At 74.6% G+C, this 22,552-nt stretch carries 18 protein-coding genes; 9 read left to right on the plus strand and 9 right to left on the minus strand.

What is annotated here, in order from left to right; all coding sequences use genetic code 11:
- Nucleotides 1–114: 114 nt before the first annotated feature.
- Nucleotides 115–903 (minus strand): pectate lyase, encoded by a 789-nt coding sequence (locus ABZ576_RS30215; RefSeq protein ID WP_360747765.1) that lies wholly within the window; start codon nucleotides 901–903, stop codon nucleotides 115–117.
- 481 nt (nucleotides 904–1,384) lie between these two features.
- Between ABZ576_RS30215 and ABZ576_RS30220 the strand changes: the two genes are divergently transcribed.
- The 4 genes from ABZ576_RS30220 to ABZ576_RS30235 all read left to right on the plus strand — a co-directional run bounded on the left by ABZ576_RS30220 (nucleotide 1,385) and on the right by ABZ576_RS30235 (nucleotide 9,401).
- Nucleotides 1,385–2,698, plus strand: coding sequence for a PHB depolymerase family esterase (locus ABZ576_RS30220; protein WP_360747768.1), 1,314 nt, complete (start codon nucleotides 1,385–1,387; stop codon nucleotides 2,696–2,698).
- 337 nt (nucleotides 2,699–3,035) lie between these two features.
- Nucleotides 3,036–4,370 (plus strand): SGNH/GDSL hydrolase family protein, encoded by a 1,335-nt coding sequence (locus tag ABZ576_RS30225; RefSeq protein WP_360747771.1) that lies wholly within the window; start codon nucleotides 3,036–3,038, stop codon nucleotides 4,368–4,370.
- A 149-nt stretch (nucleotides 4,371–4,519) separates the two neighbouring features.
- Nucleotides 4,520–5,083, plus strand: coding sequence for a hypothetical protein (locus ABZ576_RS30230; RefSeq protein ID WP_360747774.1), 564 nt, complete (start codon nucleotides 4,520–4,522; stop codon nucleotides 5,081–5,083).
- 10 nt (nucleotides 5,084–5,093) lie between these two features.
- Complete coding sequence (locus ABZ576_RS30235) at nucleotides 5,094–9,401, plus strand: cation-translocating P-type ATPase (protein ID WP_360747777.1); 4,308 nt, start codon at nucleotides 5,094–5,096, stop codon at nucleotides 9,399–9,401.
- A 33-nt stretch (nucleotides 9,402–9,434) separates the two neighbouring features.
- On the opposite strand, the gene ABZ576_RS30240 is transcribed toward ABZ576_RS30235, so the two are convergent.
- Entirely contained in the window at nucleotides 9,435–10,511 is a 1,077-nt protein-coding gene (locus ABZ576_RS30240; RefSeq protein ID WP_360747780.1) for an NADH:flavin oxidoreductase/NADH oxidase, read from the minus strand.
- Nucleotides 10,512–10,650: 139 nt separating this feature from the next.
- Here ABZ576_RS30240 and ABZ576_RS30245 point away from each other — a divergent pair, with 139 nt between their 5' ends.
- The gene (locus ABZ576_RS30245) at nucleotides 10,651–11,007 is read left to right on the plus strand and encodes a helix-turn-helix domain-containing protein (RefSeq protein WP_360747783.1); all 357 of its coding nucleotides are present in this window, start codon (nucleotides 10,651–10,653) and stop codon (nucleotides 11,005–11,007) included.
- A 299-nt stretch (nucleotides 11,008–11,306) separates the two neighbouring features.
- Here the strand turns inward: ABZ576_RS30245 and ABZ576_RS30250 are convergent, their stop codons facing one another.
- From ABZ576_RS30250 to ABZ576_RS30270, 5 genes are all read right to left on the minus strand, one after another.
- Nucleotides 11,307–12,641 carry an FAD-dependent oxidoreductase gene (locus ABZ576_RS30250; RefSeq protein WP_360747786.1) on the minus strand — a complete coding sequence of 445 codons (1,335 nt, stop codon included), beginning with the start codon at nucleotides 12,639–12,641 and terminating at the stop codon, nucleotides 11,307–11,309.
- 278 nt (nucleotides 12,642–12,919) lie between these two features.
- Complete coding sequence (locus tag ABZ576_RS30255; protein ID WP_360747789.1) at nucleotides 12,920–13,588, minus strand: helix-turn-helix domain-containing protein; 669 nt, start codon at nucleotides 13,586–13,588, stop codon at nucleotides 12,920–12,922.
- Between the two features lie 224 nt (nucleotides 13,589–13,812).
- The gene (locus ABZ576_RS30260) at nucleotides 13,813–14,535 is read right to left on the minus strand and encodes a phosphatase PAP2 family protein (protein WP_360747792.1); all 723 of its coding nucleotides are present in this window, start codon (nucleotides 14,533–14,535) and stop codon (nucleotides 13,813–13,815) included.
- Between the two features lie 115 nt (nucleotides 14,536–14,650).
- On the minus strand, nucleotides 14,651–15,586 hold the full coding sequence (locus tag ABZ576_RS30265) for a M56 family metallopeptidase (protein WP_360747795.1): 936 nt from the start codon (nucleotides 15,584–15,586) through the stop codon (nucleotides 14,651–14,653).
- Between the two features lie 214 nt (nucleotides 15,587–15,800).
- Entirely contained in the window at nucleotides 15,801–16,352 is a 552-nt protein-coding gene (locus tag ABZ576_RS30270) for a DUF5134 domain-containing protein (protein ID WP_360747798.1), read from the minus strand.
- Nucleotides 16,353–16,517: 165 nt separating this feature from the next.
- Here ABZ576_RS30270 and ABZ576_RS30275 point away from each other — a divergent pair, with 165 nt between their 5' ends.
- Both ABZ576_RS30275 and ABZ576_RS30280 read left to right on the plus strand, forming a co-directional pair.
- Complete coding sequence (locus tag ABZ576_RS30275) at nucleotides 16,518–18,284, plus strand: FUSC family protein (protein ID WP_360747801.1); 1,767 nt, start codon at nucleotides 16,518–16,520, stop codon at nucleotides 18,282–18,284.
- Complete coding sequence (locus tag ABZ576_RS30280) at nucleotides 18,281–18,856, plus strand: MarR family transcriptional regulator (protein WP_360747804.1); 576 nt, start codon at nucleotides 18,281–18,283, stop codon at nucleotides 18,854–18,856. Before ABZ576_RS30275 ends, ABZ576_RS30280 begins: the two co-directional genes overlap by 4 nt.
- Nucleotides 18,857–19,009: 153 nt before the next feature.
- On the opposite strand, the gene ABZ576_RS30285 is transcribed toward ABZ576_RS30280, so the two are convergent.
- Nucleotides 19,010–19,402, minus strand: a complete 393-nt coding sequence (locus ABZ576_RS30285) for a VOC family protein (RefSeq protein ID WP_360747807.1) — start codon at nucleotides 19,400–19,402, stop codon at nucleotides 19,010–19,012.
- Between the two features lie 68 nt (nucleotides 19,403–19,470).
- Here ABZ576_RS30285 and ABZ576_RS30290 point away from each other — a divergent pair, with 68 nt between their 5' ends.
- Nucleotides 19,471–20,010 carry a GNAT family N-acetyltransferase gene (locus tag ABZ576_RS30290; protein ID WP_360747810.1) on the plus strand — a complete coding sequence of 180 codons (540 nt, stop codon included), beginning with the start codon at nucleotides 19,471–19,473 and terminating at the stop codon, nucleotides 20,008–20,010.
- Nucleotides 20,011–20,025: 15 nt separating this feature from the next.
- Here the strand turns inward: ABZ576_RS30290 and ABZ576_RS30295 are convergent, their stop codons facing one another.
- Entirely contained in the window at nucleotides 20,026–20,709 is a 684-nt protein-coding gene (locus tag ABZ576_RS30295) for a glycerophosphodiester phosphodiesterase family protein (protein WP_360747813.1), read from the minus strand.
- 408 nt (nucleotides 20,710–21,117) lie between these two features.
- Here ABZ576_RS30295 and ABZ576_RS30300 point away from each other — a divergent pair, with 408 nt between their 5' ends.
- A complete protein-coding gene (locus ABZ576_RS30300; RefSeq protein WP_360747816.1) occupies nucleotides 21,118–22,515 on the plus strand; it encodes a DUF6421 family protein in 1,398 nt (465 codons plus the stop codon).
- Nucleotides 22,516–22,552 lie beyond the last annotated feature (37 nt).

Here is a 22,552-nt window from a genome sequence, read left to right on the forward strand (position 1 = left end):
GGCCTTGACGGACCCATATGTGACCGCATGTGACCGAGCCGGCGGGGCGGAGTCGCAATCTTTACGCAGCGTAGTGACCGAAGTCCGGGAAGTGCCGGGCGCCCGCGCCGGGGCTCACTTGTACGTGATGTCCGAGGCGGCGTACTTGCAGTACGTGCCGTCCGGGCCGGAGCCGTTCGTGGTCGGCTCCGCGCCGGTGTTGTTGCCGATGTACTTCTGGCAGGGAACGATCTTCCTGCTGGTGTCGCCGACGATGGTGATGGTCCGCAGGGTCGCGCTGTCGCCGTAATTGGTGTTGATGCCGACGAGCCTGCTGCCCTTGTAGGTGGCCTCGATGCCGCTGAGGTTGATCGTCCGCTTGTACTGCGTCTTGCAGTTGCCGCAGGAGCGGACGAAGGTCCCGAAGTTCTTCACCGCGAAGCCGGAGACGTTGAGCGTGCCGGCCCCGTTGAACTGGAACACCTTGTCACTGGCCTCCTTCGCCCCGCCGCCGCTGACGGTGTAGACGTTGGACGAGGAGGAGCCGAGGAAGGTGGCCGCGTCCTCGCCGACGTCCTCCCACCACACGTTCTGGAGCGTGCAACTGCCCAGGCAGTGGATGCCGTCCGCGGCGGGCGAGCCGATGATGACGTTCTTGAGGACCGTGCCGGGGGCCAGTTCCAGCAGGGGGCCCTGGTCCTCGTCCTGGCTGTCGCTGCCGAGGTCGCCGGTGCCGTAGAGGCGCTTCATCCCGTAGTCCTTGGTGCCGGACACGGAGAGGGTGGCGGAGACCGCCTGACTGCCGTTGGCGGTCGGCCAGGTGGCCGCGTCCGCCACCCCGCCGGATGTCATGATCATGCCAAGCGTGAGCCCGAGAGTGGCGAGCCCGGCCGGCAGGCCGCGCGAGGGTGCTGATGAGGTCATGTCCCGAATGCCTTCTTCCGAGTGGGGGTCAGATCTTTCCCGCGCCCGCGCCGGGAGTCGTCGAGGCGGCGACACCGGGTCCGGTCGGTTGGCCGGCGGGCTGCGGTGAGGCAAGTACGGAGGCCCTCGCCGGTGCGACGGCTTCCGCCGCCACGGCCGGAAGTCCTCGTACGTGCATACGAGTGCGTCCCTTCTCTGTGGGGGAGGGGTTGTGTACGTGAATCACGTACGCCATATGGAACGCATGTGAGGGTCCACGTGGCCGATGAGGCGCAGGTGGGCGCCAGTCGGTCACGCTGATGAACGGACCGTAGAGGGCAAGCGCTTTCTAGTCAACCTGTCGCGCAGCCCGGCCCGCGGCGCGAGAAGTGGCGTGGGAGCGCTTCCATGGATTGCGGTGTGCATGCCACGATGCCGGTGTTCCCCGCACCATTGCGCACGCAGCACCCCCCACGAGCCGCGATCAGAAGGGACCATCGACGTGCCCCCCACGCCGCACCGCCCGGGAGCCGGCCTCCGCAAGGCAGTGGTCGCCCTCCTCGGCGCCCTGCTGCCGCTCCTCGCGGCACTGACCCTCGCCGCGCCCCCCGCGGCCGCCCGGACGGCGGCCGTCCCCACGGCCACCCTCACCGAGGTCACCGGCTTCGGCACCAACCCCAGCAACCTCCGGATGTACCTCTACGTGCCGGGCAACGTGAGCGCGCACCCGCCGGTCGTAGTGGCCGTGCACTGGTGCGGCGGCTCCGCCTCCGCGATGTACTCGGGCACCGAATGGGCCTCGCTGGCGGACCAGCACGGGTTCGTCGTCGTGTACCCCTCGGTGACCCGCGCCAGCAAGTGCTTCGACGTCTCCTCCCCGCAGGCGCTGCGCCGCGACGGCGGCAGCGACCCGGTCGGCATCCGGTCCATGGTCGACTGGACGACCCGCACCTACGCGGCCGACACCAGCCGGGTCTTCGTCACCGGCAACTCCTCCGGCGCGATGATGACCAACGTCCTGCTCGGCGACTACCCGGACGTGTTCGCCGCGGGCGCGGCCTTCTCCGGCGTCCCCTTCGGCTGCTTCGCCACCACCGACGGTTCGGAGTGGAACAGCGCCTGCTCCGGCGGCACCGTCATCCGCACGCCGCAGGCGTGGGGCGACCTGGTGCGCGGCGCCTACCCCGGCTACACCGGCCCGCGCCCGCGCATGCAGCTGTGGCACGGCACCGAGGACGACACCCTGCGCTACCCCAACTTCGGGGAGGCGATCAAGCAGTGGACGAACGTGCTCGGGGTGAGCCAGACCCCCGCCGCCACCGACACCCCCGTCTCCGGCTGGACCCGCACGCGCTACGGCGGCACCGGTGACCGGGCGCCCGTCGAGGCGATCAGCCTCCAGGGCGTCGGCCACAACCTCTACAGCTGGGGCATGGCCTCCCGGGCCCTCACGTTCTTCGGTCTCGACGGCGGCGGAACCTCACCGCAGCCTCCCGCCGGCACCTGCCGGGTGACCGTCGCCGTCAGCGCCTGGAGCACCGGGCTGACCACCTCCGTCACCGTCACCAACACCGGCAAGGCGGCGGTGGACGGCTGGAAACTCGGCTTCACCCTGCCGTCGGGCCAGACCCTCACCAACGGCTGGAACGCCACCTTCACGCCCCGCACCGGTGAGGTGACGGCGACGAACGTGTCGTACAACGCCACCATCGCGCCCGGAGCCGACGTGACCATCGGCTACCAGGCCACGCACACCGGCAACACCTCGGCGCCGACCGCGTTCAGCCTCAACGGCACCGCCTGCACGCTCGGCTGAGGGCAGGGGTGCACACCGGCGGCCCGCACCGGCCGTCCGGTGTGCACCCCACCGCACGGCCTCGTTCGCGCGGTCTCCACGCACCCGGTGTGACCGGCACACAGCCGAGGCCACCGGCACGCAGCCGACGCCACCACCCGACTTCACCGCGACGGACCGACCGATCCCGCGCCCGTCGTCCCCCACCGCGCCCAGAAGGGCACCACGCGGCCCGCCCGCGCCCCGAAAGGCACCACGCGGCACCACCGCCTCCCCGAAAGGCACCACGCGGTCCGACCGCGCCCAGAAGCCAACGCGGCCCCGCCCGCCATTCCCCCGCACCCTCCGAAAGGCCCCCGTGAAGCCGTTCCGCAGAACGTCGTTCGCCGCCCTGCTCGGTACCTGCGTCGTCGTCCTCACCCTCGTCGTGACGGGCTCGGCGGTCACGGCACTGGTCACGCCGCGCGCCCCCGCCGCCACCGCCGCGCCCGCCGCCGGCCCCGGCCGGCACTGGGTGAACACCTGGACCGGGATGCCCCAGCTGACCGAGCCCGGCAACCTGCCGCCCGCTCCGTACACCGGAGCGGACTCGGTGCTCGTGGACACCACGCTGCGGCAGACCGTGCGCGTCACCGCCGGAGGCCCGCGCATCCGGCTGCGCTTCTCCAACGCCTACGGCGACACCCCCCTGCCGCTCACCGCCGTCACCGTGGCCCTGCCCAGGGACGGCAAGGCCGGCGTCAGCGGGGTCGAGCCGGGCAGCCTGCGCCGGGTCACCTTCGCGGGCCGGGACGCCACCACCGTCCCGGTCGGCGCCCAGGTGGTCTCCGACCCGCTCGACTTCGAGCTGCGCGCCGGCTCCCAGCTGACGGTGACGGCGTACACCGCACGCGGTCAGGCGTCGCTCGCGCTCACCTCGCACCCCGGCTCGCGCACCACGTCGTACCTCGTGCACGGCGACCACACGCGCGACACGGACCTCGTGGGCGCGACCGCCGTCGACCACTGGTACCTGCTCAGTGACGTGGAGGTCCTGGCACCCGCGCGGGCCGCGGCGGTCGCCGTGGTCGGCGACTCCCTGACCGACGGGCGCGGCTCCACGACCAACGGCAACGACCGCTGGCCCGACCGCTTCTTCGACCGCCTCCGGAGCCGCCCGGCCACCTCGGACATCGCCGTCCTGAACCAGGCGGCCGGCGGCAACCGCGTCCTCGCCGACGGGCTCGGCCCCAACGTGCTCGCCCGCCTCGACCGGGACGTCCTGTCCCGCAGCGGAGTGGCCTGGCTGATCGTCTTCGAGGGTGTCAACGACATCGGCACCGCGGCCGCCACCCCCGAGGCGCAGCGCGCGGTCACCGACGACCTCATCGCCGGGTACCGGCAGATCGTCGTCCGCGCGCACGCGCAGGGGATCAAGGTCTACGGCGCGACCCTCACCCCGTTCGGCGGCAGCACCCTGTACGACGACCCGGCGCGGGAACGGGAGGCGTCCCGGCAGCGGGTCAACGCCTGGATCCGCGGCGCCGGCCACTTCGACGCGGTGATCGACTTCGACCGGGCGGTACGCGACCCCGCGGCCCCCGACCGGCTGCTGCCCGCGCTGCACGCCGGGGACTGGCTGCACCTCAACCCCGAGGGGTACCGGGTCCTCGCCGAGGCCGTGCCCGGCGGGCTGTTCAGCCGTACCCGTTGAGCCGGGCGGGGCGCGCGCGGGGCGGGTGGCGCCGGCGGGCGCCCTGACGTTCCCTGGGAAGATGGACATACCGTGGGAAAAAGGGGGATGACCAGCGCGGTCGCGGGCACTCGGTGGGGCACGTCGGAGGATCTCACCCGAGGAGAGTCATGGCTGAGCAGAAGTCGTCGGTCCTCACGGCGCCCCTGCGCGGCGCGGCTTCGGCCCTGCGCAGGGTGCCCGGCGCCGGAACGGTGAGCCGGGCCGCCGAGGGAACTCTGGACAAGGTCGGCGCGGTCTCGCCGCGCGGCCGCCGCATGGCGGTGTACGCCGGGGCCGGACTGCTGGGTGCCGCGGGCGTCGTGGAGTGGCCCGTCGCCGTGACCGGCGCGGCGGTGGCCTGGCTCACCCAGCCCCGGCCCGCACCCCGCGCGGCGGGGGAGACCCCACCGCACCCCGAACCCGCGCACGATCTCGGCACCGCGGCGCTCCGGTCCGGCGACGCGACGGCCGGACACCCGGGGGCCGCGGGCGGTACCGAGGCACCCGGAGCAACCGGGGGCCCGGGCGGTACCACGGCCGCCGGTCCCGCCGGGCAGCCGGGCGGTTCCGCCGCCGGTCACGCCGGGGCGGCCGGTCCGCCGGGAGAGTCCCACGGCGCGCGGGCGTCGGCGGGCAAACCGTCCGCCGGTCCGCTCGGTCCGACCGCGCGGCCCGACCGCACATCACTCTGAGGAGGCTCCGGTGCCAGGACTGCTGACGGTGCCGTCGGCCGCCGCCCGCCTGCTGCCTGCCGCACCCCGGCTGCTCGCGCGGGCGGCGGCACCGGCGGTCGGCATGGCCGCCGGTGCCGCCGCCGGAACCGCGCGCGCCGGTGTGCGCGGCGCGGACGCCGCCGCCCGGGTGGCCCGGGTGGCCCGCAACGCGCTGCCCGGCGCCGACGACCACTGGCGGGCCGGCGCCCGTGCGCACCTGGCCCTGCGGCCCGCCGAACACGAGCGGGTACGGCTCGCGGGCGGGACCGCGCACCTCGCGCACCGGGTCGCGGAGACCCTGGCCGAACGGCCGGACGTGCTGGTCGCCTACTGGGACCAGGGACTCGCGCGCCTGGTGGTGACCGCGACCGGTGAGGAGGCCGCCGACCAGGTCCTGGAACACGCGGCCGACCTCGCCGAGCGGCACGGACTCGTGCTGGCCGCCGGCGACGTGGAGGAGACCACCCACCCGGCCGACCCCGCCGGGGTACGCGGCGCGGTGGCCACGCTCGCCGCCGACGGCGTCGGGATCGGCGTCGCCCTGGGCGCGTACGCGCTGCGGCTGCCGCCCTCGCCCCGGATGGTGACCGCGGCCGTGACCCTGCTGCGGGAGAACCCCCGCTTCCGTGACTGGCTGCGCGCCCGGCTCGGCGACGCCCGGATGGACCTGGTGCTGGCCTGCGCGAACGCCGCCGCGCACGGCGTCGGCCAGACCCCCACCTCCCTCGTGCTCGACGGCACGCTGCGGGCCTGCCAGGTGGCCGAGACGGTGGCGCGTTCGGCCGCCTTCGACGCGGTGCACGACCGGCTGTGCGCACCCGGCCGGGTCAGCCTCGCCCCGGCCGGCCCGCCCCGTCCCCCGTTGCGCGTCTCCCCGGCCCAGGAGTACGCGGCCCACGCCTCCGCGGGCAGCGTGCTGGGCGCGGCCGCCACCCTGCTGGTCAAACACGACGGATCCGAAGCGGCGGAGGCGGTGCTGGCCGGCTCCCCCAAGGCGGCGCGCTATGGCCCCGCCGCCTTCCACGCCGTGCTCAGCGCCGCACTGGCGCGCTCGGGCGTACTGGTGCGCTCTCCCGAGCGGGTGCGCCAGCTGGAGATGGTCGGCACGGTCGTCCTGCACCCCGGCGCGCTGCGCACCGAGGACGGTGAGCCGGACCCGTGGGCCGAGCCCTTGCTGGACGCGGCCCGCCGGGCGGGTCTGCGGGTCGTACTCGTCGACGACCCGGCTCTGGAGGACTTCACGGGGCTCGCGGACCAGGTCGTCGACGCCCGCCGCCCGCTGGACGACGTCGTGTACGAGGCGCGCGGCGACGAAGGTGCGGTGCTGGTGGTCGCCCGGGTCCGCGGGGCCGACGACCACGACGTCCTGGACGCGCTGCGCGCCGCCGATGTCGCCGTCGCCCTGACCGACCGGGACGGAGCGGTCGTCTGGAGCGCCGACATCCTCGCCCTGCACGGTCTGCCGGACGTGTGGCGGGTGCTCACCGCCGTCCCGGCCGCCCGCGGAGTCGGCCGGCGGGCCCAGACCCTGGCGCGCTCCGGTGCCGCCCTGTCCGGACTGCTGGTGGCGATCGGCGAGTCCGGCGGCGGGCGCGGGCGCCGCTCCATCCTGCCCGGGCTCAGGCACGCCCCGGTCGACGCCGCCGCCGCGACGGCACTGCTGTCCGGCACCCGGGCCGCGCTGGGCGTGACCATGGCCCGCGCCCCCCATCCACGGCCCCGGGTGCACTGGCACGAGCTGGATCCCGGCGAGGCCAAGGAGCGCCTGGCGCACGAACCCGCCGCCGCGGCCGGCGGTCCGTTCGACCAGCTCACCACGCGCGTGCGCAAGGCGGCCGAGGGCGTCACCCGGCACCCGGCCGCCGCGCCCGCCCGCTGGTCCTACCGGCTCGGCCGGGCCGTGCGCGGGGAACTGCACGACCCGCTCACGCCGGTGCTCGCCGTCGGTTCGGCGGCCTCGGCGATCCTCGGCTCCGTCGTGGACGCGCTGCTCGTCGTCGGCGCACTCGATCTGAACGCGCTGGTCGGCGGCGTACAGCGGCTGCGGGCCGAACGGGCCCTGTCCGGACTCGTCGCCGAGCAGAAGCAGAAGGCGCGGGTGGTACCGCCGGAGGAGGAGGCACCGGTCGGCGGCACCCGCACCGTGGAGGCGGGCCGGCTGCGGCCGGGTGACGTCATCCAGCTCAAGGGCGACGACGTGGTGCCCGCCGACGCCCGGCTGCTGTGGCAGGACGGCCTCGAAGTCGACGAATCCGCCCTGACCGGCGAGTCGCTGCCGGTGGAGAAGCAGACGGACCCCACCCCGCACGCGCCCGTGGCCGACCGGCGCTGCATGGTCTTCGAGGGCACGACCGTGGTGGCGGGTGAGGGGCGGGCCGTCGTGGTCGACACCGGCGACCGCACCGAGGCCGCCCGTGCCGTGCACCTCGCCGCCCGCACGCCCCCGGCCGGCGGTGTGCAGGCCAGGCTGCAGGAACTCACCCGCAAGGCGCTGCCGCTGACGCTGGCGGGCGGCGGCGCCGTCACGGGCCTCGCGCTGCTGCGCGGCACCCCGATCCGCGAGGCGGTCAGCGGTGGGGTCGCGGTGGCCGTGGCCGCCGTACCGGAGGGGCTGCCGCTGGTGGCGACCGTCGCACAGCTGGCGGCCGCTCGGCGGCTGAGCCGGGACGGTGTCCTGGTCCGCACCCCGCGCACGCTGGAGGCGCTGGGCCGCATGGACACCATCTGCTTCGACAAGACCGGCACGCTCACCGAGAACCGGCTGCGGCTGGTGCGCACCGCCGACGCGGACGGCACGGTCCACGCGGTGGGCGACAGCGGCTCCGAGGCGACGATCCGGGCCGCCGCGCGGGCCTGCCCGCAGCTCGACGGCGGCTCCGAGCGGCCGGTGCACGCCACCGACGAGGCCGTGCTGGCCGCCGCCGGCCCCGACCCGGAGTGGACACAGCTGGCCGCGCAGCCCTTCGAGGCCGCGCGCGGGTACGCGGCCGCCGTCGGCCGCAGCGGGGACGGCCCGCCCGTGCTGGTGGTCAAGGGCGCCCCGGAGACGGTGCTGCCGGCCTGCTCCGGGCTGCCGGAGCACGCCTCCGACGGCGCCCACCGGCTGGCCGGGGCGGGCCTGCGGGTGCTGGCGGTGGCCGAACGACGGCTCGGCGAGGGCGAGCAGGAGTCCGAGGCCCTCGAAGAGGCGTTGCGGGACCTCGAGTTCACCGGGCTGCTGGCGCTGTCCGACGTACCGCGCGAGACCTCGACGGCGCTCGTCACCGGGCTCAACGGAGCGGGTGTACGTCCGGTCATGCTCACCGGGGACCACCCGCAGACCGCGCGGGCCATCGCCGCCGAGCTCGGCTGGCCCGAGGACACCGTGGTCGTCACCGGCGACGAACTGGCCGCGGCGGACCGCGCGGCCCGGGCCCGGATGCTGCGCGACGCGGGCGTGGTGGCCCGGGTGGCGCCCGAACAGAAGCTCCAGGTCGTGGAGGCGCTGCGGGACGCGGGCCGGGTGGTCGGCATGGTCGGCGACGGTGCCAACGACGCCGCGGCGATCCGCGCCGCCGACATCGGCGTCGGCATCAACGCCCGCGGCTCGGCCGCCGCCCGCAACGCCGCGGACATCGTGCTGACCGACGACAACCTGACGGTGCTGATCGACGCGGTCGGCGAGGGCCGGGCCCTGTGGCACAGCGTGGCCGACGCCATCGCCATCCTGATCGGCGGCAACGCCGGCGAGGTCGGGTTCGGCATACTCGGCACGCTGCTGTCCGGGCGGGCACCGCTGTCCACCCGGCAGATGCTCATGGTGAACCTCTTCACCGACCTGTTCCCGTCGATGGCGGTGGCGGTCACGGAGAAGGAGGACCCGCACAGCACGGTACGCGCGCAGAGCGGGTCGCCGGAGGACGCCTCCGCGGTCCTGGGCGACCCCCTGCTGCGCCAGATCCGGCACCGGGCCCTGACCACCTGCCTGGGCGCGCTCACGGCCTGGCTGTTCGGCCGGTTCACCCCGGGCACCGCCCGCCGCTCCAGCACCATGGCGCTGTGCGGGGTGGTCGGCACCCAGCTCGTGCAGACCCTGCTCGACCGGCGTGACAGCCGCCTGGTGCAGGTCACCTCGCTGGGCTCCGCCGTCGCCCTGGTGGCCGTGGTCCAGACCCCGGGCATCAGCCGGGCCTTCGGCTGCACCCCGCTCGGCCCCGTCGCCTGGGCGGGCGTCGTGATCGCGATCGCCCTCGCGCTGGCGGGCCAGCGGACGCTGCCCCGGCTGGAGCAGACCCTCGTCCGCCTGCTGCCGGGCTGAGGCGCGGGTTCGGGGCCGGGCCGGACCGCCGGTTCAGACCGACCGGTGGTACTGGTCCGGTACCCGGACCTCGCCGCCCAGTTCGCGGGCGGCCTGGCGGGCCCAGGACGGGTTGCGCAGGAGCTCCCGGCCGAGCAGGACGGCGTCGGCCTCACCGTTCACGAGGATCTTCTGCGCCTGGGCGGCCTCGGTGATCAGGCCCACCGCCGCGACCGGCAGCGGGGTCTCGGCCTTCACCCGGGCCGCGAACGGCACCTGGTAGCCCGGCCCGGTCGGGATGGGCACGACGGCGTTGCCGCCGGTGGAGACGTCGAGCAGGTCGACACCGTGGGCGTGCAGGTCGAGGGCGAGGCGGACGGTGTCGTCGGCGGTCCAGCCGCCCTCCTCCAGCCAGTCGGTCGCCGACACGCGGAAGAACAGGGGCTTGTCCGCGGGCCACACCTCGCGCACGGCGTCCACCACCTCCAGGGCGAACCGGACGCGGTTCTCGTACGAGCCGCCGTAGGCGTCGGTGCGGTGGTTGGCGTGCGGGGAGAGGAACTCGTTGATCAGGTACCCGTGGGCGCCGTGGATCTCGGCGACCTCGAAGCCCGCGGCGAGCGCCCGGCGGGCGGCCGCGGCGAACCGGCCCACGATCTCCCGGATGCCGTCGACGGTCAGCTCGGTGGGTACGGGGTGACGCTCGTCGAACGGCACCGGGCTCGGCGCGAGCGGCTGCCAGCCGTGCGCCTCGGGTCCGACGGGCGCGCCGCCCTTCCAGGGCCGGTCGGTGGAGGCCTTGCGGCCGCCGTGCGCGAGCTGGACGCCCGGCACCGTGCCCTGGGCGACGAGGAAGCGGGTGATCCGGCGGAAGGCCTCCACCTGGGTGTCGTTCCACAGACCCAGGTCGTACGGGGAGATCCGGCCCTCGGGCGAGACCGCGGTGGCCTCCACCAGGATGAGCCCGGTGCCGCCGGTGGCCCGCGCCGCGTAGTGGGCGAAGTGCCAGTCGTGCGGGACACCGGCGAGCGGGCCCTCCGGCTCGGCCGAGTACTGGCACATCGGGGCCATCCACACCCGGTTCGGGATGGTCAGCTCGCGCAGGGTGAAGGGCTGGAAGAGGGCACTCACGACGGACTCCATTCGTCATTCGTCACGGGACCGCTGGACGGCTCGTACGATAACCCTCGTACTAAGATGAGTGTCAAACTACGACGGTTCTCGTACCATGGCTCCAGCCGCTGACTCCGTGACGAAAGGGGCGGCCGACGTGACCGACACCGCCACCACCGGCCGTGCGCTGCCGCACCCCACGCGGGAAGAGATCCGCCTGGAGTCCGTGCTGCACGCGCTCTCCGACCCGATGCGCCTGCGGATCGTGCGGGAACTCGCCTCCCGGGAGGCCGAGTTGTCCTGTTCCCAGTTCGAGCTGCCGGTGACCAAGTCCACCACCACCCACCACTTCCGGGTGCTGCGGGAGAGCGGGGTCATCCGGCAGGTCTACCGGGCCACGGCCAAGATGAACGGTCTGCGCCGGGACGACCTGGACGATCTCTTCCCCGGACTGCTCGACACCCTCCTCGCCGCCGCCGACCGTCAGGCCGACCGGCTCCGCGACCACGGCTGAGGCCCCCCGCGGGGAAGAGGCAGAGGAAGGGTGGCGGGCGCCGGGCTCACCGCCCGCGCCGCGCCCGGCCCGGACGGACGCGATCGCGGGACCCCGTACAGCCGCCGGCCTGTCGACGCCCGGCCCGTGGCGGCAAGGTGTCCGGCCGGGGCGCCGCGCCCGGTCTGCGGAGGCTCCCCCGCGCTACGGCACCCGCGCCGACGCCCGCGCCGACACCTGCGCTACGACGCCCGCGCCGACACCTGCGCTACGACGCCCGCGCCGACACCTGCGCTACGGCATCAGCGCCGACACCCGCGCTACGACACCCGCGCCGCGCCGAGCAGGGTGTCCCAGTCGGCCAGTTTGACCACGCTCCGGCCCAGCCGGGCCCCCAGCTCCGCCTCGGCCCGCTCGATCGCCAGCCAGCCGCCCCAGAGCACGGGATCGACGCCGGCCGCGCGCAGCTCCGTGACCGGATCGGCCGGCACGTCCGCGCGGGCGAGTGCGGGGGCGTCCGCGAGCAGGGAGGTGACGGTCTCCTTGGCGCAGGGCCGGTTGGTCCCGATGACCCCCGTCGGGCCGCGCTTGATCCACCCGGCGACATACTCGCCGGGGGAGGGCGCGCCGTCGCGCAGCACGCGGCCCTCCCGGTGCGGGACCGTCCCGCTCGCCGGGTCGAACGGCAACCCCTCCAGCGGCACCCCGCGGTAGCCGACCGAGCGCAGCACCAGCTGCGCGGGCACGTCCTCGTAGCGGCCCGTGCCGGTCACGCCGCCCTGGCCGTCCGGGGCCGTCCGCTCGAAGCGGACGGCGCCCACCCGGCCACCTTCCGCGAGCAGTTCCACCGGCCGCAGGAAGAACCGCAGCCGGATCCGCCGGGCGGCCGGCGCGGAGGGCCGTGCCGCCCACTCGCGCAGCACCTCCACGTTGCGGCGCTGTCCGGCCGGCAGCGTGCCCGGGTCGGCCGGGTCGAGCGCCAGCTCGGCCGGGTCCACCACCACCCCGGTCCCGGGCAGCCCACCCAGCTCGCGCAGCTCCTTGGTGGTGAACCGGGCCTGGGCGGGGCCGCGCCGGCCCGCCATGTGCACGTCGGTGAGCCCGCTCGCCGACAGCACGTCCAGCGCGGCCTGCGGAATGTCCGTGGGGCGCAGTTCCGCCGCGCCCCTGACCAGCATCCGGGTGACGTCCACCGCGACATTGCCCACGCCGATGACCACCGCGGACCGCACCCCGCGCAGGAAACCCGCGTCGGCCGCGTCGGGGTGCGCGCTGTACCAGGAGACGAACTCGGTCGCCGACCAGCTGCCCGGCAGATTCTCGCCGGGGACGCCGAGCCGGCGGTCGGTGGCGGCGCCCACGCAGTACACCACCGCGTGGTAGAGACTCCTGAGCCGGGCCGCCGTCAGGCCCCCGGGGCCGCCCACCCGGACCCCGCCGAGGAACCGCACCCGCTCGTGCTCCAGCACCGTCCGCAGGCTGACCTGGAGGGACTTGATCTTCTCGTGGTCCGGGGCGACGCCGTAGCGGACCAGTCCGTAGGGGCACGGCAGCCGGTCCAGGACGTCCACCTGGACCTCGGGATCACGCTGTACCAGGCTCTGGGCGGCGTAACACCCGCTAGGCCCGGAACCGACGACGGCGACACGCAGCACAGCGGTCACTCCTTGCCCGAAGGAGGGTGTGCGGACGGCTCCAGCATGGCACTCGGGCGCCGCGGACGGCAGGGGCCGGTGGAGTGATCCGGGCGCGCGTCCGCGCATATGTGATCATGTGATCGCCGTGCGCGTGCGGCGGAAAGGGACCCCGGGCGGGCGCCGGCTGCCCGGACCGCAGGACGCCGACGGCGCGCCCGACCGGCCTGGCCGGGCGCGCTGGGGGCCGCCGGCGCGTCGCACCGGGTCGTGGCGCCGGCGCCGGCAGCGCGCGGCCGTCAGGGACTGCCCGGCCCGTCCCCTGTGGCGAAGAACCGGGACACATCGCCTTCCCCCGCCCCCGCGCACGGATCGCTCTCCGGTGGCATGCCCATCTCCCAGTCGAGCCCGTACCGCTGGAACAGCTCGGCCCGCAGCACCGGAACGGGCATCGGCACCCCCGGCACCAGCGCCGCGTACACCGCCCCCATCAACAGGGCCCGCAGCATCGGGTAGTCGGCCGTGACGTCCTGCGCGCCGTAGCCCGCGACGGTGTCCCCGAGCAGCTCCGCCAGCCGGCGCTGCTCCGGGCACTGCACGAAGCCCTCCGCCTGCAGGAGTCCCGCCATGTGCTGGCGCATCAGCACGGGCCGGTCCCGCGCCAGCCCGAGGATCGCGTCGATGGCCCGGGCCAGCCGCTCCCGGCCGTCCTCGGTCCGCGGCTCCCGCTCCAGCGCCTCCTCCAGCGTGCGGTGCATCAGCCGGTGGACGGCCGACTGCACCAACTGGCGCTTGCCGGGAAAGTAGTACGACACCAGTCCGCGCGCCGAACCGGCCCGGTCGGCGATGTCGCCCAGCGTCGTCGCCTCGAACCCGTGCTCGCCGACGAGTTCCACGGCGGCCTGGAGCAGCCGTTCCCGGGAACGCCGCCGCAATTCTTCATTGACCGAGGCGCTGCGCGGGGACATTCTGAAACTCCTGCGTTGACTGGCTGCCAGCCAACTATACTCAACGCAGCGGGCGTTCCCCGGTTGCGGGACGTCCGGCAAGACCGTCCGTCTGGGGCGACGCGGGGGATCGTCTCAGACGGACGGCACGGGGTCCCCGGCGGTCCGCCGGCCCTTCACGGCTCCTCGCGCCGGCCCTTCACGGCTCCTCGCGCCGGCCCTTCACGGCTCCTCGTGCCGGCCCTTCACGGCTCCTCGTGCCGGCCCTCCGGCAGCTCCGTCCGGCCGTCCCGCGGCCGCTCGTGGGCCACCACGGCGAGCGCCACCAGCAACGCCCCGAACAGCCACCCGCCGAGCACGTCCGAGGGCCAGTGGACGCCGAGCCACACCCGGGTGACGCCCACGCCGACCACCGAGACGAGCGCCGCCGTCACGGCCGTCCACCACAGGACGCGGCCCGGGCGGCACCGGCGCAGCAGCCACAGCAGCAGTCCGCAGACCACGGTGGCGGTCATCGCGTGGCCGGACGGGAAGGCCGCGTAGTGGGCGGTGTCGACCGGGTCCGGCCAGACCGGCCGGGGACGGCCGAGGGCGGCCTTCACCGACTGCTGCACGATCGCGGCGAGCGCGCAGGTGACCGCCAGCCACAGCGCCGTCCACCAGGCGGCCCGGCGCCACACCAGCCACACTGCCGCCGCCGCGCAGACCAGGCGCATGGTGACCGGGTCCCACACCCAGTCCGTCAGCACCCGGAAGGCATGCGTCACCCCGCGCTCCTGTACCGCCCAGCGGTGCGTGGTGCGGGAGATGTCGTCGTCCAGGCTGACCAGCGGGTGCCAGCGCACCGCGACGAGGGCGAGCAGCAGCACCGCACAGCCGCCGAGGACGACGGCCACACGGGCGGCCGTACGGCGGGCCGGGGTCCGGCGGGGCGGGGAGGGCGAGCGTGGAGCCAGGGGATGGTGCATGCCGCGATCTTCCGTCACCGGTGCGGCGCCGGCCAAGACCGCCGTGACCGGGGGCACCGCCCGGCCTCGGCAGCGCACCCGCCGGCAGTGCCCCGCCGCGCGCCGCGGACCGGTCTCAGCCCAGTGCCCGCAGGCCCGGTACCAGCGCCACCAGCACCGGCAGCACCGGCACCAGTGCGGCGGCGGCCGTCAGGCGCAGTCGGCGCAGGGCCGGGAGGCGGTCCGGGGCGGTCAGCAGGCGGTGCACGCGCTGCGGTACGTGCGCCTGCGGGGTCGGACCGGGCCCGAACACGCCCCGTTCCTCGTTCAGTTCGACCAGTGCCAGGGCGGTGGTCAGCCGGCCGAAGCGCCGGGAGGCCGTGTCGTCGGCGGCCAGCTCGACCAGCCGGTGGATCTCGTCGCGGAACGCGGCGAACACCGGTACCTGCGGGAACCCGCCCGCCAGCGCCGCCGAACAGTGCAGCAGCCAGTCGTGCCGGGCCTGCGCGTGCCCCTGCTCGTGTGCGAGCACCGCGTCCAGCTGACGCCCCTTGAGACGGCGCAGTGCCGCCGTGGTGATGACCAGCCGGGGCGCCGTGCCCGGCAGCCACCAGGCGTCGGGGCGGTCGCCCTCCAGCACCACCAGCCGGCCGCCGGCCGGCTCCTCACCGGGCAGCAGCGGCGCACGCACCCGCAGTTCGGCCCGTCGCCCGCGCCGCCGAGCCCGGGTCCGTACGACCTCGCGCACCAGCATCGCCAGGCTCCACAGACCGCCGCAGGCGAGCAGGACGGCGGTGGGCGCCGCCCAGGGGCCGGCCGTACCGAGGGCGTACGCGTCCACGACCGCGCGCGGCGCCGTGGCGAACACGTGTCCGCGCACCGCCTGCCAGGCCGCCGCCGCGCTCAGGGTCATCGACAGGGCACAGCACAGCAGGACGGCCGCCACGACGCACTGCCACATCCACAGGGCGACGACCGGCTCGCGGTCCGGCCAGTCGGCCCGGGCGAGCAGCCGCGGGGCGACGACGGCGGTCAGGGCGCCGAGCAGCAGCAGGGCCACGGGGACCATCATGGGCAGCACCCTATGAGCGCGGGCCCGGTCACGGGTACGGTCCACGGCGCCGAAGTGACGCACACAACGTGGGCGTTGCCGGCCCGGCCGGCAGAGCGTCGGCGGCCCGGCCGGCAGAGCGTCGGCGGCCCGGTCGGTAGATCGTCGGCGGCCCGGCCGGCCGGCGGTCGCTCCGGGGCGGGCGGTGTCGGTGGGCAGCAGGGCCGCCCGGCGGTCACAGCGCGAGCAGCATCGCCACCATGCCGATCCCCATCGACAGCCGGCACGCCCGTGCCAGCTCCGGGCGGTCGCCCCAGCGGGCCGGAGCGGCCGCGGCCGCCGGGGAGCCGGCGGGCACCAGGCGGGCGCCGGTGAGCAGGACGTAGCCCGTGAAGTAGAGCAGCAGCGTGCCGGTCAGCAGGGGAACGCCGGTGCCGCCGTGTGCGTGGTGGGCGGCCGGCGGGGCCACCGCCATCGCCACCGCCATGTAGACCATCGCGGCGCTTCCCACCAGGTGGTGGAGGTGATGCGCACCGCCGCGCCCGGTCCACACCGCCCGCAGGGCCGCCGCCCCGAACACGGCCGCGTACACCGGCCACGCCCATCGGGGCGGCGTGAACACCGCCGCCGGTACGGCCATCGCGGCCATGCCGAAACCCATCAGCGCCTCGCCGCCCGCGGCCCGGCGCTGTTCCTCGACACTGCTGCGCATCCGCAGCAGGCAGTAGGCCCCGGTCGCCGCGCACAGCGCGACCATCAGCCAGGCTGTCGAGACCGGTCCGTGCACGCGCACCTCCCCGTTCGACGGTCGGTCGAGGGTTGCGATGCCCCGGGCGGACGGAGCGCACGCGAGCGCAAGGAGGTACACGGGGAGCATGCGGGGGAGCACGGATGGCGAGCGCGCCGCCGCCGATCAGTATTTTACGAGTAAAACACATGCTAAATTAGTGGTATGAGCAGTGCCACCCCCCACCGTCTTCCGCTCGCCGGAGTGCTCCGCCTGGGCCGCCCCTCCGACATCTGGTTCAAGCCCGCGCTGAGCGTGGTCGCCGCGGTCGCCCCGGCCAACCTCACCCTGCTCGCGCTCGGCCGCCTCGACCTCGCCATGTACACGATGGCCGGCTCGCTCTGCGCGCTCTACGGCCACAACCGTCCCTACGCCGCCCGGGCCCGCACTCTGGCCTGGGTGGTGCTCGGCATGGTCGGCGGCCTGGCCGTCGCCCTGCTCGCCGCGGCCCTGACCACGAACGCCGTCGTCCTCGTCACCGTCGGCGCCGTCCTCGCGGCCGCGCAGAAGGCCGTCTGCGACGCCACCCGGATCGGACCGCCGGGCAACGTCGTCCTCACCTTCATCAGCTCCGCCTCCCTCTTCGTGCCGCAGACCCCCGGCCAGGTCCCCGGGCACCTCGGCCTGGCCCTGGCCGCCGGCGCCTGGGCCTGGCTGGTCGGGATGGCGCCGGGGCTGCTGCGCCCGCACGGCCCCGAGCGCCGCGCCACCGCCCAGGCCCTGGACGCCGCCGCCGCGTACGCCGGCACACGCGGCACCGGCGACGGCCACGCCCGGACCCGTGCGGCGACCGCCGCGGCGATCCATGCCGCCTGGCAGTCGCTGCTCGCCCCCGGAGCCCGCCCCGACCGCACCCGGCGCGCCCTCGAACAGCTCCTCGTCCGGGCCGAGGTCGCCCTGGCCGCGCCCGCCGACACCGACCCCGCCCGGCTCCGCCGCTGGGCCCGCGAACTGCGCGGCACCGGCCGGATCCCGCGCGTCGAGCCGCCGCGCGAGGCCGCCGACGAACTCCTCGGCGTCGCCGCCGAGCGCGCCCTGCCGCGCCGGCCGGCCCGGCTCCGCCTCGCCCCCTTCGCGCCGATCGCCGCCCGCACCGCGCTGGGCTGCGCCCTCGCCGGATACGCCGCCCTCGCGCTCGGCGTCGGCCGCCCGTACTGGGCGCTGGTCACCGCGGCCTCCCTCTACCAGGCCAACGTCACCCTCACCTGGAGCCGCGGTGTCCAGCGTGTCGTCGGCAACCTCGTCGGCGTCCTCGCCTTCGCCGCCCTCGCCCCGCTGGCGCATCTGCACCCCGCCGCTCTGGTGCTGTGCTCGCTCGCCCTCAACTTCGGTGCCGAGGCGCTCATCGGCCGCAACTACTGGCTGGGCAGTGTCTGCGTCACCCCGATGGCCCTGCTCGTCACCGAGTTCGCCCGCACCCAGGACCCGGCCGAGCTGATCACCGACCGGGTCGCGGACACCCTCGTCGGCGCCCTGGCCGGCTTCGTCGCCGCCGTCGCCGTCACCAACCGGCGCGCCGGCGACCGCCTGGACCACGCCCTGACCGCGGCCGAGCGCGCCCGTGAGAGCGCCGCCCGCCTGCTCGCCGAGCCGCGCCCGGCGCCCCACGCCCTGGAGTCCGCCCGCCGCGCACTCGCCGCCGCCCTGGTCGACCTGCGCGCCACGGCCGACGCGGCCGCCGGCGAGTGGTGGCAACGCGCCCTGCCCGAGGAGCGGGTCGTGCTCACCGAGCAGTCCGGACACCGTACGCTCGCGGCGACGGTACGGCGTCAGGGGCTCGTACCGCACAACCAGGACCAGGACCGAGACCGGGACCACGACCCGGACCACGACCCGGACCGGAACCCGGATCAGGCCCCGGAACGGGACCGGCACCGGAACCGCGACCGGGACCGCGACCCGGGCAGGACGACGGAGGACATACGGCCATGACGGCGACGAACGGCGGACCGACGTCCGGAAGCGACGCGACCGGTGCCACGGGCGGCACCGACACGGTGCGGAGCGACACGGTCTCCGCCGTCGTCCGCCAGTGGCACGCCGTCCACCCCCAGCTGGACACCGGGCCCATGGAGATCATCGGCCGGATCAACCGGTGCGCCGCCCTGCTCCAGCAGGCCGAGGACGCGCCGCTGCGCCGGGCCGGCCTGAGCCGCCCCGAGTTCGACCTGCTCGGCGCGCTGCGCCGCACCGGCCATGAGCTGACCCCGGGCGAGCTGGCCCGGGAGACCTTCTCCTCGGGTGCCGCCGTCACCAAGCGGCTCAAGCAGCTCACCGAACGCGGCCTGGTCGAACGGCGCGGCGACACCCGCGACCGCCGCGTCGCCCACCTCCGCCTCACCGACGCCGGCCGCGACCTGGTCGACGGCATCCTGCCCGAACAGCTCGCCTACGAGACGGCCGTCCTGTCCGTCCTGTCCGACGACGGCCAGGGGGAACTGGCGGCCCTGCTGGCCGAGCTGCTCGGCCGCCTGGAAGGCCGGATGGGCGCCCTGCGCGCGTAACCCGGCGCCGGGCGCGGACGACCCCTCGCCGCCCCAGGACAGCTCCCGTCGGGCCCCGGCTACGACCGCTGCCCCGCGCCGGGGCCCCGACCCCTGCCCCACGCCCGGGTGCGGACCGGACAGCCGACCGCTGCCCCGGGCCGGAGTCTCCCCTCAGATGCCCGGCCGGTGGCGGATGGGGTGGTCCGGTGGGACCTCCACCAGGACGATCCGGGTGCCGTCCGGGTCGGTGATCCACATCTCGATCAGGCCCCAGGGCTCCCGCTGCGGGGGGCGGACGATCTCGACGCCCTTGGCCCGCAGCTCCTCGTGCGCGGCCCCGGCGTCCTCGACCTGGAGCCACAGCCGCACCGCGGGCGACGGCGGGGTGTCGGAGCGCCCGGAGACCTCGAGGAAACCGCCGCCCAGGAAGTACACCGTCCCGCGCTCGGGGCCGGTACCGAACTCCCGGTACACCGAGAGGCCCAGCTGCTCGCCGTAGAAGGCGCGGGACCGCTCGGGGTCGGAGGGCTGGAGAAGTGTCCGGCTGCTGAGTACATGCACCATGCACCGGAGGCTAGTGCGGACGCTACCCTCATCCCTGGCTCAGCCACGCCGAGATCGGAGAACGCCGCATGGACACCCCCGCCCCCGCACTCACCTTCCGCGATGCCACCGACGGTGACGTCGACGCCCTGGTCGCGCTGATCGAGTCGGCGTACCGCGGGGAGAGCAGCCGGGCCGGGTGGACCACCGAGGCGGACATCCTGGAGGGCCGGCGCACCGATGCGGAGGGCGTGCTGGAGGTCGTCAAGTCGCCCGACAGCCGGCTGCTGATCGTGGAGCGGGGCGACCGGATCGTCGCCTGCTGCCAGCTCGAACACCGCGGCGACCACGCCTACTTCGGCATGTTCGCGGTGAGCCCCACCCTCCAGGGCGCGGGCCTGGGCAAGACCGTCATCGAAGAGGCGGAGCGGCAGGCCCGGGCGACCTGGGGCGTCACCGAGATGCACATGACGGTGATCTCGGTCCGCGACGACCTGATCGCCTGGTACGAGCGCCGCGGGTACAGCCGTACGGGACGGATGACGCCGTTCCCGTACGGCGACGAGCGCTTCGGCATCCCGCTCCGCGACGACCTGCGGTTCGAGCTGCTGGTGAAGAAGCTCGCCTGAGCGTTCCGGCGCACGCTACGCGGTGAAGCGCCCCGTGCGCTTGATCTCCGGGTAGTCGGTCGTCGCCCCGTCCAGCTCCAGGGCACGGACCAGCCGGAGGTGGTCCTGCGTGTTGACCACCCAGCCGATGATCCGCAGCCCGGACGCGCGCGCGTGCTCGACGATCTCCAGGGTGAGCCGGCGGATGTTGAGGCACACCGTCGCCGCACCCACGGCGACGGCCCGGTCCACCACGTCGGTGCCGTACCGGCTCGCGATCAGCGCGGTGCGCACGCCCGGCACCAGCCGTGCGATCTCCGCGACCGCCTCGTCGTGGAACGAGGACACCTCCACGCGCGCGGTCAGGTCCCGCGCCCGCATCACCTCGGCCAGCGCGCGTGCCGCCGCCACGTCCTTGATCTCGGCCTGCAGGGGCGTGGGCACCGCCTCCAGGACCTCCTCGAACACCGGCACCCGCTCCCCGCGGCCCGCGTCCAGGGCGCGCAGCTCCGCGAGGGTCTTGTCGGCGATCGGTCCGGAGCCGTCGGTCGTACGGTCCACCTCGGCGTCGTGCATGACGACCAGGGCGCCGTCCTTGCTCAGGTGCAGATCGAGTTCGATCAGGTCGAGGCCGGCCCGCTGCGCGGCGACGAAGGAACGCAGGGTGTTCTCGGGCTCCACGCCCATGACCCCGCGGTGACCGATGGTAAGGAAGTTCAAGGTTCAACTCGCTTCCGTCGACGGCGGCTCGGCGGCGCGCGGACCGGCGCCCCCGGTAGTCCGGACGTCGTCGTCCACGCGGCAGGGCGCAGCCTAGTGGCCGGGCCGCCCGTTGGACCCGCGGCTGCGCCGGGCAAACGGGCCGCGGGGCGGGCGCCAGCTGGCCGGTATCCGCCCCGGCCGTCACCCTCTCGTGGGCGAGTCTCCGCGCCCCTTGACCGACCGGTTCGCCGAGCCGCCGGGACCGTCGGTCGTTCGGCGGAAAGTGAGCGTCGTCACGGTGAGCGGCAGGAAAAACGCCGGTGACCAAGGGTGCAGACGGAATAATTTCCGGAGCAGGCTCTTGCTGACTGAAACGGGGTATGCATACGGTGTGCTGACGCGAGGTTCTCCAGTGGAGGATGGGACATGACGGAAATTCTTGTGCAGGCCGGTGCGGAGGGGCAGGTTTCTTCGCTGACCAGGGTGGTTGAACACCCGGCCTGGCCCGTGCTCAAGGATGCCGTGGAGCAGATCCGGCCATGGCAGTCGAAGGACGGGTCGATCGACTTCGATGCCGAGGGGGCCCCCGGGCGGACCGACGCAATCGCCGCCGTGGAGCGTGTCGCGGACGCGGTCGAGCGGCTCTCCCCGCTCCTCCCGCATGACGCCGACTACCACCGGGCGCTGGTGAAGGACCTCCGCCGCTGGGCCGAGGACGGCTTCCAGGTCCCGGACTTCCTGGACTCCCTGCTGGCCTTCCAGCCCGCCGCGAACCGCGTGGACGGCCTCCAGCACCTGGTCGTCTTCCCGATGTACACGCAGAACGGCAACCTGGACCGCAACCTCGAGGCGGTCGTGCTGCGCATGGTCTGGCCGGACTGGCTGGCCGAGCTGGAGCGCACCCGTTACGACAACCCGCTCTTCTGCGGCATCACCTTCGAGGACTTCACCTCCGGCTACGACACCAACTCCGCGGTCCTCTTCCCGGAGACCATCGCCGTCCGCGAAGCGCCGGAACGTTTCTCCTGGGGTGGCATCTTCTGCGACCGCGAGGCCGCCCGGTTCCGTCGGGTCACCGACGCCGCCGTGGACGTCCTGGGCCTCGAACTCCCCGAGGACATCGCGGCGATGATCCACGACCAGAAGCGCTGCGAAGAGGCGTTCGTGCTCTGGGACATGGTCCACGACCGCACCCACAGCCATGGCGACCTGCCGTTCGACCCGTTCATGATCAAGCAGCGCCAGCCGTTCTGGATGTACGGCCTGGAGGAGCTGCGCTGTGACCTGACCGCCTTCAAGGAGGCCGTGAAGCTCCAGGCGGACGGTGTCCCGCAGGCCCGTGACGTGCAGTACGCGGTGCTCTTCGACCGGATGTTCCGCTTCCCGGTCACCGGCGACCGCAACCGCAACTACGACGGCCTCGGCGGCCAGCTGCTCTTCGCCTACCTGCACAAGCACGACGTCGTCCGCTGGACCGACAACAAGCTCTCCATCGACTGGGAGCGCGCCCCGCAGGTCACCAACCAGCTGTGCGCCGAGATCGAGAAGCTCTACAAGGACGGCATCGACCGCCCGAAGCTGGTGCACTGGTTCGCCGGCTACGAACTGGTCTCCACCTACCTCGCGCCGCACCCCGGATCCAAGTGGGCCAAGGGTCCGGAGGCGCTGGACCTGAGCCAGCCCCCGCGCAAGCTCGTGGACGACGTGCTTCCGGACGAATTTCCGCTGAGCATGTTCTATGAGGCGCTGTCCAAGAAGCTGAAGAATGTGATCGCCTCCACCAAGGGCATCACGGCGGACGGCGTCGAGCGGATCGCCGCGTGAGCGACCGCCTTCGGAACACTGCTCAAGCTGCTCAAGA

It is taken from the genome of Streptomyces sp. NPDC013455, from assembly GCF_040632975.1.
GTDB lineage: Bacteria > Actinomycetota > Actinomycetes > Streptomycetales > Streptomycetaceae > Streptomyces.

Excerpts from the sequence above, each read along its gene's own strand:
- ABZ576_RS30255 (WP_360747789.1), bottom strand. The coding sequence starts at position 13,588 with ATGTCCCCGCGCAGCGCCTCGGTCAATGAAGAATTGCGGCGGCGTTCC.
- ABZ576_RS30230 (WP_360747774.1), top strand. The coding sequence starts at position 4,520 with ATGGCTGAGCAGAAGTCGTCGGTCCTCACGGCGCCCCTGCGCGGCGCG.
- ABZ576_RS30265 (WP_360747795.1), bottom strand. The coding sequence starts at position 15,586 with ATGATGGTCCCCGTGGCCCTGCTGCTGCTCGGCGCCCTGACCGCCGTC.
- ABZ576_RS30300 (WP_360747816.1), top strand. The coding sequence starts at position 21,118 with ATGACGGAAATTCTTGTGCAGGCCGGTGCGGAGGGGCAGGTTTCTTCG.
- ABZ576_RS30275 (WP_360747801.1), top strand. The coding sequence starts at position 16,518 with ATGAGCAGTGCCACCCCCCACCGTCTTCCGCTCGCCGGAGTGCTCCGC.
- ABZ576_RS30215 (WP_360747765.1), bottom strand. The coding sequence starts at position 903 with ATGACCTCATCAGCACCCTCGCGCGGCCTGCCGGCCGGGCTCGCCACT.
- ABZ576_RS30285 (WP_360747807.1), bottom strand. The coding sequence starts at position 19,402 with ATGGTGCATGTACTCAGCAGCCGGACACTTCTCCAGCCCTCCGACCCC.
- ABZ576_RS30290 (WP_360747810.1), top strand. The coding sequence starts at position 19,471 with ATGGACACCCCCGCCCCCGCACTCACCTTCCGCGATGCCACCGACGGT.
- ABZ576_RS30280 (WP_360747804.1), top strand. The coding sequence starts at position 18,281 with ATGACGGCGACGAACGGCGGACCGACGTCCGGAAGCGACGCGACCGGT.
- ABZ576_RS30260 (WP_360747792.1), bottom strand. The coding sequence starts at position 14,535 with ATGCACCATCCCCTGGCTCCACGCTCGCCCTCCCCGCCCCGCCGGACC.